Below are 13,407 nucleotides of genomic sequence, written 5' to 3'. Positions count from 1 at the left end.
CCCGCTGAGGCGACCGGTCGCGCCCCCGCCACGGCCGCGCGGGCGCGGGCCACGGGCAGCCATCACCGCTCGGCCCCGCCACCTCGGCGCACCTTCTCCTCCGGTCAGCGGGCACTGTTGTGGGCCGCCGGCGTGCTCGGGGCGCTGGCGATCGTCATCGCGATCCTGATCGTGCTGAACGCACAGGACCGTCGAGACCGCGCGCCCGAACCCACCACCATCACCGAGACGCCGACCTCGCAGACGGCGCCACCACCGGAGACTCCCGCCGCCGCCCCGGCCGGGGCCGGCGGTCATGAACCTGACCGATATTGGGTATCCCGATCCCTCGACAGCGCGTCGCCTGTTTCGGTGACGCGGCTCCGGACGGCCTCAGAACAGATGCGGCGATGACAACCCCACAACACCTCTCCGACCGCTACGAAGTCGGCGAGATCCTGGGCTTCGGCGGTATGTCCGAAGTCCACCTGGCCCGTGACCTGCGGTTACACCGCGACGTCGCGATCAAGGTGCTGCGCGCCGACCTGGCCCGGGACCCCAGCTTCTATCTGCGGTTCCGCCGTGAGGCGCAGAACGCTGCGGCGCTGAACCACCCCGCGATCGTCGCGGTGTACGACACCGGCGAGGCGGAGACCCCGACCGGCCCGCTCCCCTACATCGTGATGGAGTACGTCGACGGCGTCACGCTGCGCGACATCGTGCACGGTGAGGGGCCGATGCCGTCGCAGCGTGCCATCGAGGTCATCGCCGACGCCTGCCAGGCGCTCAACTTCAGCCACCAGCACGGCATCATCCACCGCGACGTCAAGCCCGCCAACATCATGATCAGCAAGAACGGCGCGGTGAAGGTGATGGACTTCGGCATCGCCCGTGCCCTGGCCGACGCCGGCAACCCGGTGACGCAGACCGCCGCGGTGATCGGCACCGCGCAGTACCTGTCCCCCGAGCAGGCCCGCGGCATCAAGGTCGACGCCCGCTCGGATGTGTACTCGTTGGGCTGTGTGCTCTACGAAATCCTCACCGGCGAGCCACCCTTCGTCGGGGACTCCCCCGTCGCGGTGGCCTACCAACACGTCCGTGAGGACCCGGTGCCGCCGTCGGAGCGACACAGCGGCATCTCGCCCGAACTCGACGCGGTCGTGCTCAAGGCGCTGGCCAAGAATCCCGAGAATCGCTACCAGACGGCCGCCGAGATGCGCGCCGATCTCGTCAAGGTGCACAGCGGCGAGACGCCGGACGCGCCGAAGATCCTCACCGACGCCGAGCGGACGTCACTGCTGTCGGCGCCGACGTCACACGACCGGACCCAGCGGATCGACCCGGTGGGCGGCCACCGACCGCGCTACGAAGACCGCGAGCGCCGCGGTGGGGTGGGACGGTGGCTGGCGGCCGTGGCGATCCTGGCGGTGCTGACCGTGGTGGTCACCATCGCGATCAACGCGTTCGGCGGCGAGACCCGTGACGTGCAGGTACCCGACGTGCGGGGTCAGGCCTCCGCCGACGCCATCGCGACGCTGCAGAACCGCGGTTTCCGGACCAGGACCGAGCAGCAGCCCGATTCGTCGGTGCCGCCCGACCACATCATCAGCACCGAACCCGACGCGAACACATCGGTCGCGGCGGGCGACGAGATCACGCTGAACGTCTCCACCGGGCCCGAACAGCGCGAGGTCCCCGATGTGGCCAATCTCAGCTACGCCGAGGCGGTCCGCCGGCTCACCGCGGCGGGGTTCGAACGATTCCGGCAGACGACGTCGGCGTCGCTGCCCGAACAGCGGGACCGGGTGCTGTCCACGGTGCCACCCGCCAACCAGACGTCGGCGATCACCAACGAGATCACGATCGTCGTGGGGCGGGGTCCATCGACGGCTGCGGTGCCCGACTGCGTCGGACAGACCGTCGCGGTGTGCCAGGAGATCCTGTCGGCGTCGGGGTTCACCAAAGCCGTGCCCGTCGAGGTCGACAGCACCACGACGGCGGGACAGGTGATGGGCACCGATCCCGCCGCTGCCCAGACCGTGCCGCAGGACACCGTCATTCAGATCCAGGTGTCACGGGGCAATCAGTTCGTGATGCCGGACCTGTCGGGGATGTTCTGGACCGACGCCGAGCCACGGCTGCGCGCGCTCGGCTGGACGGGCGTCCTGGACAAGGGCGGTGACGTGCAGAACAGCGGCCAGCGCACGAACGCCGTGGTGACTCAGAGCCCCACAGCGGGCACCGCCGTGAACTTCGGTGCCAGGATCACGCTGAACTTCGCGTCGTAGCCGCGTGCACGGCGCCCGCGACCTCCTCCTCCAGGCGCTGGACGAGTTCCTCGGCGGGTGCGGTGCCGCAGAACCCCAGCCAGTTGGCGAGCATCCGGTGCCCGCCCTCGGTCAGGATCGACTCGGGGTGGAACTGCACGCCGTGGATCGGCAACTCGACGTGGCGCACCCCCATGATGACGCCGCGTTCACCCGTCCCGTCGCCTCGTCCGCCGCGGCGGGTCCAGGCGATCACCTCGAGTTCGGCGGGGACGGTCTCGGGCAGGATGGTCAGCGAGTGGTATCGCGTGGCGGTGAACGGATCCGGAAGGCCTTGTAGCACACCGGTGTTCGAGTGGTAGACGACACTGGTCTTGCCGTGGAGAAGCTCGGGTGCGCGGTCGACGGTGCCACCGAACGCGACGCCGATGGCCTGGTGTCCCAGGCACACACCCAGCAGCGGAGTCCGCGCGCCGGCACAGGCGTTGACCAACGGGATCGATGCGCCGGCACGCTCGGGGGTGCCCGGTCCCGGGCTGAGCAACACGCCGTCGAACTGCTCGGCCGCGCGGACGACGTCCTCCTCGGTGGCCAACCGATCGTCGTCGTTGCGCCACACCGTCGCGTCCACACCGAGCTGGCCCAGATACTGGACCAGGTTGAACACGAAGCTGTCGTAGTTGTCGACGACCAAGACCCGCATGCGGACAGGCTACCGCCGGGCCTCAGTAGCCGAGCGGCCCGATCGGCTGCGCATACTCCATGCGGACCGGCTGCTGATACCTCGCCAGTTCGACGTCGCGGGGTTCTTCGGTGTAGCTGAGCCCGAACCGCGCGGCGTACCGCTTGTAGAGCGTCACCATCGGCGACGCCGACAGCGCCGCCTGCATGGCCTCGGGGTTCCCGATCGCGGTGATGACGTAGGGCGGGCTGTAGGTGCGGCCGTTCAGCAGCAGCGTGTTCCCCACGCAGCGCGGCGCCGAGATCCCGATGATCCTCTGGTCCTGCATCTGGATGCCTTCGGCGCCCGCGCTCCACAGTGCGTTCAGGACGGCCTGGATGTCCTGTTGGTGCACGACCAGGTCGTCGGGTGAGGCGTCGCGTGGAAAGCGGCCCTCGGCGTCGCGCTGGGCGTCGTTGAGGGTCACCACCAGGCCGGGGCCGCGCATCGGCGTCAAATCCGCTTGCACCGCGAGTTCGTCGACACGACGAGTGATCACCGCGAGCGCCGCGTCGGCGGAAGGGGAGCCGCCGTGGTGATTGTCGACTGCACCCACCATGGCGTCACGTTCTGCGGTCAACCGGTCCACGGACTGCTGCGCCTCGCGGACGAGGTCGACCAGCCGAGGGGCATCGCTGCGACGGATCTCGTCGCCGTCCGCGACCCCGTGGGTCACGCCGAGCAGCAGTCCGGCCGCCACACACACCACGGGCACCCCGAAGCGCCACGCCGATCGGGTCCCGGGGGGACCGTTCCCGTCGTCCATCGGTTTCGTCTCCTGGTGAGATGACGCAGAGGGCTGCGTTAGGCTTTCCCGTACACATCGTCGCACTGGCGACGCCGATCGTCCGAAGGTACGCATGCCCAAGTCCAAGGTCCGTAAGAAGAACGACTTCACCATCAACCCGGTGAGCCGGACTCCGGTCAAGGTCAAGGCGGGGCCGTCCGGAACGTGGTTCGTGGCGCTGTTCATCAGCCTGATGCTGATCGGGCTGGTCTGGCTGATCGTGTTCCAGTTGGCCGGAAGCGGGCCCGACGTGCCGAGCTTCCTGCAGTGGATGTCCGATCTGAACGTCTGGAACTATGCGATCGCGTTTGCCTTCATGATCGCGGGACTGTTGCTCACCATGCGTTGGCGGTGACGCTGAGCCACCCGCCAGATGAATTCATCTTGGCCACTTGGCGTTACCCTGCGCGCAACCTGCGCGTCACCGGATCACATGGATGTGATTCATCCCCATTGGGGATAGCACCTGTGGATAACCGCATACACCACGGTAGGAGGGTGTGAATTGCCTGTCCAGCAAACACAGTGGGGGCCGCCGACGGCAGGCATCATCGCGGCCGGAATCCTTGGCCTCATCATGGCTGTAGGTGTTGTGACCCTGGTCACAGACCCGCCGGGCCGTGCTCTGGTCGGCATTGCCGCGGCGGGATTGCTGGTGTTTGCACTCATGTCGTGGCGCGCGCGCCCGAAGCTGGCAATCACCGACGACGTTCTGGAGTTCCGCGGCTGGTGGCGCACCCGCCGGCTCGGGCATGCCGATATCAAGCTGATCCGGATCACGGAGTTCCGCCGGATCGGTCGCAAGGTGCGGCTGCTGGAGATCGACACCACCGATGACCGGCTGCTCGTCCTGAGCCGCTGGGACCTCGGCACCGACCCGCTACGGGTCCTCGACGTGCTCACCGACGCCGGATTCGCGCGGGGCCGTTAGTTAGTTCCCGCGGAATTGCATTCCGGCAGGGCCGTCGTCGGGATTTACCTGCCGGAATGCAATTCCGGCGTGGGTCAGGAGATGGTGATCGACTCGATCACGACGGCATCGGTCGGCCGGTCGCTGCGGTCGACGGCCGTGGTGGCGATGGCGTCGACGACCTTCTGCGACTCGGGGTCGGCGACCTCACCGAAGATCGTGTGGCGCCGGTTCAGGTGCGGCGTCTTGCCCACCGTGATGAAGAACTGCGAACCGTTCGTGCCGGGACCGGCGTTGGCCATCGCCAACAGGTAGGGCTTGTCGAACTGCAGCTCCGGGTGGAACTCGTCGGCGAACTGGTAGCCGGGTCCGCCGCGGCCGGTGCCGGTCGGGTCGCCGCCCTGGATCATGAAGCCCTCGATCACGCGGTGGAACACCGCGCCGTCGTAGAAGGGGCCCGACGATCCGCCAGAGGCGTTCTCGGTGCTGTAGTCCTTGGTGCCCTGCGCCAGCCCGACGAAGTTCGACACCGTCTTGGGGGCGTGGTTCCCGAAAAGGGCGATCTTGATGTCGCCGCGGTTGGTGTGCAGGGTCGCGGTCGCTGTCTGAATGGGACTCGTCACGGGAAGCCAGTGTGCCACGCCGGGTCTGCGGCCATCCGGGCACCTTACGGTCGCGTAACTGGCAGGCTGGGAGGCGCGACGTCCGTCAGCGCGAAAGAGGTGGGATATGAGCTCGAAGACCGTGGACCGACTGACCCCGAGCCAACGGCTCGGCCGGGGCCTCAAGTACTCGGCGGTCGGCCCGGTCGATGTCACCAGGGGAGCGGTGGGAGTCGGCGCCGACTCGGTGCGCTCGTCGGCGGCATGGGTCGGCAACCGGTATCAGCGCGGCCGGGTCTCGCGACAGCTGAAGAACGATCTGGCGGCGGCGCAGGACGCCATCGCCGCGGAGATCGCCGCGGCACAGGAAGTGGTTGCCAATCTTCCCGAAGCGTTCGAGAAGGCGCGCCGTTCTCGGCGTCGCCGCCGCCCGCTGCTGCTGGCCGGCATCGGCGTCGTGGTAGTGGCCGGGGGAGCGGTGGCGTTCACGATCATCCGTCGCTCGTCTCAGCCGGAGCCGTCCCCGCTGCCACCCAGCGTCGAAGTGACCCCGAAGCCCTGAGCCGGTCCGCTCAACCTGTCCCCGGGGGGAGCAGCATCGACTGCCACGTTCTGTTCGATCCGTCGGCTTCCGCCAGGTCGGACTGCGTGTACACCCGCCCGTCCGGTCCGACATAGGCCCCACTGGCAGGGTCGTACTCGACGGCCGGCAGCGGGACTGCCGGGAGGGGGGGCAACTGCGGAACGGGCTGGCCGGACAGTGTGGCGTTCGGGTCGCCCTTCCAGTTGTAGCCGTCGTTGAGCGGAACGTAGTTCTCGTCGCTGTCACACATCGCCACGGTGGGCGCCCGCTTACCGGGCCGGGTGACACACGGTGTGTTGCGCACCCCCCGGACCGACAGCGGTGAGTCCTGGGGCACCCGGCAGTACAGGTCGCCGGCCGGTCGATCCGGATGGTCCTCCAACACGGGCGCCCGTTGCTGCTGGGCCGGCAGGAAGCCGGTGGTGCACGGCGGCGGCAGATTGAGCCTCAGGTTGAAGCTGAGAAAGACACCGGAGTAGTCCTGCTTGGTGTTCCGGTTCGCCACACCTACCGCCTGTGCCGTCGCGGCGGCCTGGGGCAACAGCACCAGAAGCTGCTCGATGCTGGGCTGGTAGACCACCGCGACCTGGGCGACACTTACCAAGTTGGCCAACACGATCGGCAGGGTCGGTCGCAGCCGGTCGAAGAGCGCACGGGTCTCCTCGGCGACCGGGCCACCCTGTTGCAGCACGCCTTGGACTTCGGCGTCGTGTTCTTGAAGCTGCTGGCTGAGAGCGGAGAGAGTCCCGGCCCATTGTTGAACCGAATCCGCTGAATCGGTCTGGGCATCCAGCACCGGCTTGGACTCGTCGATCAACATCAGGAGCGGACCCAGATTCTTGCGGGCGTCGACCGCCAGCGAGGCAGTGCCCGTCACCAGCCGGGAGATCTCCGGCCCGAGGCCTCCGACAGCGATGTACGCCTCGTCCACGACGGTCCTGAGATCGTCGCGGGGAATCGTATCGAGTCCGCTGTTCATCTCATCCAGCACCGAGTCCAGGTCGGGCGGTACCGAAGTGCGGTCCGCCCGGATGACGTCGCCGTCCTTCAGCGGCGGGGAATCCCCCCGCGGCAGCAGCGCGATGTACTGCTCGCCGACCGCGGACTGACTGTGCACTTCCGCGTCGAGATCCGAGGGAATGCCGGTGTCAGATTTCAGCGAAAGTACGGCCGCAACACCGGTTTCGGTGAGTCGCACGCTCTTCACACGACCGACCTCGACGCCGCGGTAGGTGACGTTGCCGGTCGGGTACAGGCCCGCCGTGTAGGGCAGCTCGACGATCACCTGGTAGCGCCCGATCCCGAACATGCCGGGCAGCTTGATGTAGCCGAACACCATGACCGCGCCGCCCACCAGCGCGACCACGCCCAGCACGATCAGCTGGACGATGATTCGCCTTGTCAGGGGTGGCACGTCAGCGACCCTGGTCCCAATGGTAGGGAGCGACAAGGGGATTGCCGACGGTGTACGGACTCGGCATCTGCCCGATGGTGCGACCCCACTGCAGCTCGAGCTCCGTCAGGTCGCCCTCCCAGCGGGTCCCGGTCAGGAATGACGCGTCGAGTCGGCTCAGGGTCAGGTCGATGACGGCAGTCAGGTTGGCGTAGTCGCCACGCGCCCACTTACCGATGGTGTCCGTGGGGAAGGGATACGTGGCGAACAGTCCAAGCGCGCGGGTCAGCGCCGGACCGGCATTGGCCAACGACTCCAACACCGGCCCGATATCGTTGAGTTCCCGGATCAGGTTGTCCTCGGTCTGGTTCGCCGCATCGGCAACCAGCGCGCTGAACTTGCCGAGTTGGTCGAGCGCGTCCACGAGGTTCTGGCGTTCGTCAGCCACCACGCGGAGCGCGTCCGGGATCGTCTTGATCGCGTTGTCCAGAACCGGCTGCTGGTCCGCGAATTGACCAACCAGGTTGTTCACGCTTTCGGTGGTGGCGATGATGTCGTCGGACTGGTCGTCGACGTAACCGGTGAAGGTGTCCAGCTGCTGGATGAGGCTGCGCAGCTCCTCCTCGCGCCCGGCCAGGGCGGTACTCAAGGACTCGGTGATCTCCTGAATCTGTCCGAGACCCCCACCATTGAGCAACAACGAGACCGCAGCGAGAATCTGCTCGGTGGATGGGTAGGTGCCTGCCGATGACATCGGGATCACTGAGCCGCCTGTCAGGCGGCCGCGGGCCGAGACGTCGATAGGTGGCGCCAGCTCGACGTGCAGGGAACCGAGCAGGCCGCTTTGGCCGACGGTGGCCGTCGCGTTCGCCGGCAGTTCGACACCACCGTCAATCCGCATCGTCAACAACGCATGCCAGCCCTGCCGCTCAATCCTGGTCACAGTCCCCACCGTGACGTCGTCCACCTGCACGCGGGAATTCGGCTCAATCGTGCGCACGTCGGGCAGTTGTGCCTGGATCGTGTACGAGCCGGGGCCACCGCCCGCAGTACCCGGAAGCGGCACTGAATTCAGGCCGCGCCAACCACAGCCAGACAGCGCGACGACGGCCGCGACCGACAGAGCCAGCGCCGCGGGCCACCGGACCGTGCGCACTAGGGGTCCTCTCCTGGCGGCGTCATCATCCCGAGCACACCCTCGGCCGGATCTGTCGCGTGACTCTCGGCCGGCAATACCGGAAGCGGTTCGTTTGCAGGAGATTCCGCGACCGGTGGCGGAACAAAGTCCGGCCGCAGCCAGTCCTCGCTGTAGGTCACCTCGTTGGGCCGTGCCGTGGCGCCCACGACGAGGTTCTCGCCCAGCGGCGGGAAGTTGTACTGACGGTTCTTCACGATCGGCGCCAGATACTGGACACACAACTTGGCCGACTGTTCGGCGCCGAGGCGAGATGCCGCCTGTACCGCGCCGCACAGGAAACCCAACGGGTTCGCGAAGTTGTTGAATGCATACGCACCGCCGAGCGTGCCCTGGGCCGGCTGATAGGTGTTCCTCAAGTTCTGCAGCTCGTTGGGCGCGATATGCAGCGTCTGCTTGATGTCGCCGAGACTGTCGGCGAGGGCCTGGCTGACCGACGCCAGCTTGTCCGACACCGTACCCAGGGTTTCGCCGTTTTCGCTCATGAAGCTGTGTACCTCGCCCAGCGCGGCATTCAGAGCAGAGATCGCCTTGCCGACCTCGTTGGGGTCATCGACCAGTAGTTCGCTCACCGAGGCCAGGTTCTGATTCAGATCTCGCTGCAGATCACCGCTGTCTCGCAGCGCGGCAACCAGGACCGAGAGATTCTTCATTGTGCTGAAAAGGTCGGTGCTGTGATCACCCAGCGCGGAAATCGCCTGCGAGAGTTCGATGATGGCCTCGCGGACGGTTGCACCCTGGCCGCGCAGGTTGTCGGCGGCCGTTTGCACGACGGACCCCAACGCGCTGACGCCCCCTGGTTGGGTCGGCTGCACCATCTCGCTGAGTCTTTCGAGCTGCTTTCGCAGTTGGTCCCATTCGACGGGCACTGCTGTGCGCTCCTCGGGGATGACAGCGTGGTCCTGCAACACCGGGCCGCCGGTGTAGGGCGGGGTCAGCTGAATGATTCGCGCGGTGACGATTGCCGGAGACAGGATGACGGCCTTCGCGTCGGCGGGCACCCGGTACTTGCGGTCGTAGGAGAACGTGATCTTCACGCGACGCGGCTGGGGTTCGATTGCGTCGATCCTGCCCACCGCCACCCCGAGGATGCGCACCTCGTCCCCGGGGAAGATGCCATTGCTGTTCGCGAAGTACGCGACGACAGTCGTTCTGCCGGCCTTCACAGACGCCTGCAGCATCACCGCAACGGCTGCGATCAATGTGACGACGAGCATGGTGGCCACGGCAATGCGGGCGTTGCCGCGGGTCATCATCGGTCGCCCCCCGTTCCCGGTGGCAGCGCAGGCGGTCCGGGTGGCGGGCCACCGGGTGCCGGCGCTGGGGGCGGCTCCCGGTATGGGTATCGCGCGTCGCCCGGCACACCGGTGATTGCGTCCGGCACGGTCAGTCTCGGCCCGCCGCCCTGGCCCGTGCGCGGATAGGGGATAGGTAGCGCCGGGGTTCCGGGCTGACCGACCTGGGGGTCGTTGAGTTCGGACGGCAGAAGAACATTCGGGTCCAGACCCAGATCGGAGAACGCGGCGTCGATGAACGGCTGGATGAACTGGCCGGGCAGCAGATTGGCGATGTAGAACTGGAAGAACGGACCCGACGACATCGACTCGCCCAGCGACATCGCGTAGACGTTGAACTTCTTGATCGCCAACTGCACCCGTTCCTTGCGGCGGTCGAGGATCGCCAGCACCTCGTTGAGTTTCTCGAGCGCGGGGTTGAGGGTCTGCCGGTTCTCCACGATCACCCCCTGGAGCTGCTCGCTGATGGCCGCGACGCTTCCCGCAATCTGGTCCAGCGCATGGCTTTGGCTCTGCAGCTCGCGGAGTAGCGCGTTGGTGTCCGTCATCATCTCGATGATCCCGTTGCTGCGCTCCGCGAGCACCGTGGTCAGCTTTTCCGCGTCACTCAACAGCTTTCGCAGATGCGCGTCGCGGTTGTTCAGGGTCCGGGAGAACCGCGCGATGCCTACCATCGCGATTCTCAGCGCCGGCGGGGTCTCTGCGAACGTCTCCGCCAGCACAGCCAGTGAGTCCGACAGCTTGCCGGTGTCCAGCCCGCTGACGGTGGTGGTCAGATCACCGAGCGCGTCGGGCAGCTGGTAGGGCGACGTCGTCCGCTCGAGGGGAATCGGCCCGGACTGTCTGCCGTCGCCGCGCGGGGTCAATTCGAGGATTTTGGCGCCCAGCACGCTCTTCGTCTTGATCGACGCCTCGCTTCGTTCACCGAGCCGGATGTTCCTGTCCACCTCGAACGTGACCAGCACCCGCGCTCCATCCAGTTCGATGCTGTTCACCCTGCCCGACTTGAGGCCCGAAACCTGCACTGCGGCACCGGTGAGCAAACCGCCGGCCTCGGCGAAGTAGGCCGAGTACTCCCTGTTCGAGTTGACGAAGGGCAGCTGCCCGTAGTTCAGCGCGCCGAGCACCACCCCCACGGTCGCAATGACGCCGACGAGGCCGACGACGATGGGGTTGCGTTCGGAGAAGGTCTTCATCGCGGCGTGCACCGCCCGGTGTCCTGGCCCGCGAGCTTGACGTAAACCGGTTGTCCACCTTGACCGTTCAGCTTCAATATCAGGTCACACAGATAGAAGCTGAAGAAGTCGCCGTAGAGTCCCTGCCGGTTGAGCATCTGGTAGGCGTCGGGCAGGGTGTCGAGTAGGTTGTCCAGATAGTCGCGATCGGCCAACGTCGCGCTCGCCGTCCGATCCGCTTCCCGGATGACCTTTCCCAAGGGTGGGCGTGCCTGGGCGAGGAGGTCGGCGATCGACGCTGCGGCCTCGTTGGCATACGCGATTCCGTTGCTCAGATCTTGCTTGCGGTCTGCCAGCGTGCCCATTACATCGGACAACGTGTCCAGAGTCGTCGCGAACTGCGAGCTCTGGTCGCCCAAAGTGCCCACCGTGGTGTTCAGATTCGAGATGACCTGGTCGATCAACTGATCACGGTCCGCGAGCATGTTGGTCAAGTCCGCTGTGTGCGCCAGGAACGAACCGATCGTCGCGCTCTCGCCCTGCAGCACCTCGATCAGCTGACCGGAAAGCGCATTGACCTGGTCGGGATCCAACGCTCGGAACAAGGGGCGGAAGCCGCCGAGCAGCGCGTCCAGATCCAGCGCCGGCGACGTCCGGGACATGGGAATCGTGCCACCGGACTCGAGGCGGCGGGTACCGCCGGCCCCTTCCTCGAGCGCCAGATACCGGTCGCCGATCAGGTTCCGGTAGCGGATCACCGCTCGGCTGCCCTCCGTCAACACGACGTAGCCGTCTGTGCCGAATTCGACCAGCGCAGTGCCGTCATCCCGGATCGAGATGTTCTTGACCTTGCCGACCTCGACGCCGGCGATCCGCACGAAGTTCCCGTTCTCCAGCCCCGAGACATTGCTGAACTCCGCCGCGTACACCACTTCTTCTTCGAAGCGCAGCTGAGCGAAGATCGCCAGCATGGCGACCAGACCCAGCCCGCATACGGTCATGAAAGCGGCCAGGCGCCAGATCGCGCCGCGCAGGTTCTCTTTCACGGCGCCGGTGCCGCCATTCCGGGCAACGGCGGTGTCGGGGTGGGTTGCATCTGCGCCGGCGCTGGGACCGAGAACGGCTCGGATCCCGGAGGGGCGGGCCCTGGTTCGCGTGGGTTCCCGGGCGGTGGCGCCGGCGGCAAGCCGGGGTACAGAGGAGTTCCATCCGGGGCGTACAGCCGTGCCCCGTACGGTGGTGCACCGGGATACGGGATCGGCCCGGGCGCAGGCCCGCCCGGATAGCGGATGCTCGGCGGCTCCGGCACCGCCCGGGTGACCGGGAAATAGTTGGCGTATCCCGGAAACGCGATTCCGGGATTGGGTCGGATATCGAGGCCGGTTCCCCATCCGGTATTCGTGATCAGTTGGCGCAGAGGCCAGTTCGCGGCGACATCGGGCAGCGAGCCGCATCCCGGTTTGCCGCCGGGCCCGCCCTTGGCGCCAATTAACGGCAGGTTCCGCGGATAGCGGTATTGGTCGGCACCGAGCAGGATCGCGCTGTCGAGGATCAGTGACTTGCCGTTTTCGCCACCGGTTGCATCCAGGTAGCCGGTGTCGAGGGCGGTCTTGGCGCCGACGAGCGTGCACGTGAATGTCGGGTTGTACTTCATCAGCAGTCTGGTGGTCGTCTCCAGGAGGTCGACGGATTGGATCAGGTTGTGCTGGCTCGGACCCAGCAGGTCGATACCACTGCGGGACAGGCCGGCAACGCCGGCGAGCAATGAGTCCACCGCCCGCGCGTTGTTGGTGATGGTCACGCTGGTCGTGCTTGCCCCGTCGAGTGCTGTCAAGATGTCCTGTGCGGCAGCGCTGTAGGCGTCGCTGATGTCCTTGACCGCCTGCCGATCGGCCGTGATGGTGTCGGCGCGCGAATTTATCGCCAGCAGCACCTCATTGGCATCGGTGATGGTCTGGCCGATGATCACGCCGTGCCCGCGCACACCCTCGGCCAGCGCGGACAGCACCGCCTGGAGTTTCGCCGGGTCGACCTGGTTCAGCAGTCCGCTCACGGTGTCCCACAAGGTATTGATCTCAGTGCTCACGTTGTCCGATGTGATCACTGCTCCAGCCGCCAACGGGACCGGGCTCGGGTCGCTCGGGTAGACCAGTTCGACGAACTTTGCGCTGAACAACGTGCCGGCACGGATTCGGGCCCGGACATTCGCCGGGATGTACCCGATCTGGTCCGGGGAGATCTCGAGCCTCAGACTCACCCGGCTGTTCGCGTTGGTGACCTGGTCTACCCGGCCGACCTCAACGCCGCGCATCTTGACCTTGGCACCGCGATCCATCACCAGGCCTGCCCGATCGGACGTCAACGTCACCGCGACATACGTCCTGAACGACCCCGAGAACAGCGCCGAGGTGACCGCGATCGTGGCGACGGTCGCGATGACGAAAAGCAGTGTCCACCATGCGGGATGCATTCCCTCTCGGCGTTCGTCCGACATCGCCGG

At 66.7% G+C, this 13,407-nt stretch carries 13 protein-coding genes and 1 pseudogene; 5 read left to right on the top strand and 9 right to left on the bottom strand.

Annotated features, from left to right (window positions below):
- Positions 1-393: pseudogene (locus H7I57_RS10730) on the top strand (serine/threonine protein kinase); the annotation flags it as partial.
- A complete protein-coding gene (gene pknB, locus H7I57_RS10725; RefSeq protein WP_264023474.1) occupies positions 390-2,267 on the top strand; it encodes a Stk1 family PASTA domain-containing Ser/Thr kinase in 1,878 nt (625 codons plus the stop codon). The pseudogene H7I57_RS10730 and the gene pknB, both read left to right, overlap by 4 nt.
- Here the strand turns inward: pknB and H7I57_RS10720 are convergent.
- Together H7I57_RS10720 and H7I57_RS10715 are read right to left on the bottom strand one after the other, a co-directional pair.
- Complete coding sequence (locus H7I57_RS10720) at positions 2,245-2,949, bottom strand: aminodeoxychorismate/anthranilate synthase component II (RefSeq protein ID WP_264023473.1); 705 nt, start codon at positions 2,947-2,949, stop codon at positions 2,245-2,247. The genes pknB and H7I57_RS10720 overlap by 23 nt on opposite strands.
- Positions 2,950-2,971: 22 nt before the next feature.
- The gene (locus H7I57_RS10715) at positions 2,972-3,733 is read right to left on the bottom strand and encodes a DUF881 domain-containing protein (protein WP_264023472.1); all 762 of its coding nucleotides are present in this window, start codon (positions 3,731-3,733) and stop codon (positions 2,972-2,974) included.
- A gap of 94 nt (positions 3,734-3,827) precedes the next feature.
- Between H7I57_RS10715 and crgA the strand changes: the two genes are divergently transcribed.
- Together crgA and H7I57_RS10705 are read left to right on the top strand one after the other, a co-directional pair.
- A complete protein-coding gene (gene crgA / locus H7I57_RS10710; RefSeq protein ID WP_264023471.1) occupies positions 3,828-4,109 on the top strand; it encodes a cell division protein CrgA in 282 nt (93 codons plus the stop codon).
- Between the two features lie 237 nt (positions 4,110-4,346).
- Complete coding sequence (locus H7I57_RS10705) at positions 4,347-4,685, top strand: PH domain-containing protein (protein WP_308204339.1); 339 nt, start codon at positions 4,347-4,349, stop codon at positions 4,683-4,685.
- 74 nt (positions 4,686-4,759) lie between these two features.
- Here the strand turns inward: H7I57_RS10705 and H7I57_RS10700 are convergent, their stop codons facing one another.
- A complete protein-coding gene (locus H7I57_RS10700; protein WP_264023468.1) occupies positions 4,760-5,287 on the bottom strand; it encodes a peptidylprolyl isomerase in 528 nt (175 codons plus the stop codon).
- 106 nt (positions 5,288-5,393) lie between these two features.
- Here H7I57_RS10700 and cwsA point away from each other — a divergent pair, with 106 nt between their 5' ends.
- Complete coding sequence (gene cwsA / locus H7I57_RS10695; RefSeq protein ID WP_264023467.1) at positions 5,394-5,828, top strand: cell wall synthesis protein CwsA; 435 nt, start codon at positions 5,394-5,396, stop codon at positions 5,826-5,828.
- 10 nt (positions 5,829-5,838) lie between these two features.
- Here cwsA and H7I57_RS10690 read toward each other — a convergent pair whose 3' ends face one another.
- Genes H7I57_RS10690 through H7I57_RS10665 form a run of 6 tightly spaced genes read right to left on the bottom strand, consistent with a single transcriptional unit; the run spans position 5,839 to position 13,401 of the window.
- On the bottom strand, positions 5,839-7,263 hold the full coding sequence (locus tag H7I57_RS10690; RefSeq protein ID WP_264023464.1) for an MCE family protein: 1,425 nt from the start codon (positions 7,261-7,263) through the stop codon (positions 5,839-5,841).
- Position 7,264: 1 nt separating this feature from the next.
- Positions 7,265-8,398 carry an MCE family protein gene (locus H7I57_RS10685; RefSeq protein WP_264023463.1) on the bottom strand — a complete coding sequence of 378 codons (1,134 nt, stop codon included), beginning with the start codon at positions 8,396-8,398 and terminating at the stop codon, positions 7,265-7,267.
- Complete coding sequence (locus H7I57_RS10680; protein WP_372510184.1) at positions 8,398-9,690, bottom strand: MCE family protein; 1,293 nt, start codon at positions 9,688-9,690, stop codon at positions 8,398-8,400. Before H7I57_RS10680 ends, H7I57_RS10685 begins: the two co-directional genes overlap by 1 nt.
- Positions 9,690-10,928: an MCE family protein gene (locus H7I57_RS10675; RefSeq protein ID WP_264023461.1), complete on the bottom strand. Its 1,239-nt coding sequence runs from the start codon at positions 10,926-10,928 to the stop codon at positions 9,690-9,692. The genes H7I57_RS10680 and H7I57_RS10675 overlap by 1 nt, the downstream gene beginning before the upstream one ends.
- Positions 10,925-11,953 (bottom strand): MCE family protein, encoded by a 1,029-nt coding sequence (locus H7I57_RS10670; protein ID WP_264023460.1) that lies wholly within the window; start codon positions 11,951-11,953, stop codon positions 10,925-10,927. Before H7I57_RS10670 ends, H7I57_RS10675 begins: the two co-directional genes overlap by 4 nt.
- Complete coding sequence (locus H7I57_RS10665) at positions 11,950-13,401, bottom strand: MCE family protein (RefSeq protein ID WP_264023459.1); 1,452 nt, start codon at positions 13,399-13,401, stop codon at positions 11,950-11,952. Before H7I57_RS10665 ends, H7I57_RS10670 begins: the two co-directional genes overlap by 4 nt.
- Between the last annotated feature and the right edge of the window lie 6 nt (positions 13,402-13,407).

It is taken from the genome of Mycolicibacterium pyrenivorans (assembly GCF_025821625.1).
In the GTDB taxonomy this organism is placed as follows: Bacteria; Actinomycetota; Actinomycetes; order Mycobacteriales; family Mycobacteriaceae; genus Mycobacterium; species Mycobacterium pyrenivorans.
This window is presented reverse-complemented; position numbering and strand designations above follow the sequence as displayed.

Bases quoted from the DNA above. Each gene is read 5' to 3' on its own strand.
- cwsA (WP_264023467.1), top strand. From the start codon at position 5,394: ATGAGCTCGAAGACCGTGGACCGACTGACCCCGAGCCAACGGCTCGGC.
- H7I57_RS10665 (WP_264023459.1), bottom strand. From the start codon at position 13,401: ATGTCGGACGAACGCCGAGAGGGAATGCATCCCGCATGGTGGACACTG.
- H7I57_RS10715 (WP_264023472.1), bottom strand. From the start codon at position 3,733: ATGGACGACGGGAACGGTCCCCCCGGGACCCGATCGGCGTGGCGCTTC.
- crgA (WP_264023471.1), top strand. From the start codon at position 3,828: ATGCCCAAGTCCAAGGTCCGTAAGAAGAACGACTTCACCATCAACCCG.
- H7I57_RS10680 (WP_372510184.1), bottom strand. From the start codon at position 9,690: ATGACCCGCGGCAACGCCCGCATTGCCGTGGCCACCATGCTCGTCGTC.
- H7I57_RS10720 (WP_264023473.1), bottom strand. From the start codon at position 2,949: ATGCGGGTCTTGGTCGTCGACAACTACGACAGCTTCGTGTTCAACCTG.
- pknB (WP_264023474.1), top strand. From the start codon at position 390: ATGACAACCCCACAACACCTCTCCGACCGCTACGAAGTCGGCGAGATC.
- H7I57_RS10675 (WP_264023461.1), bottom strand. From the start codon at position 10,928: ATGAAGACCTTCTCCGAACGCAACCCCATCGTCGTCGGCCTCGTCGGC.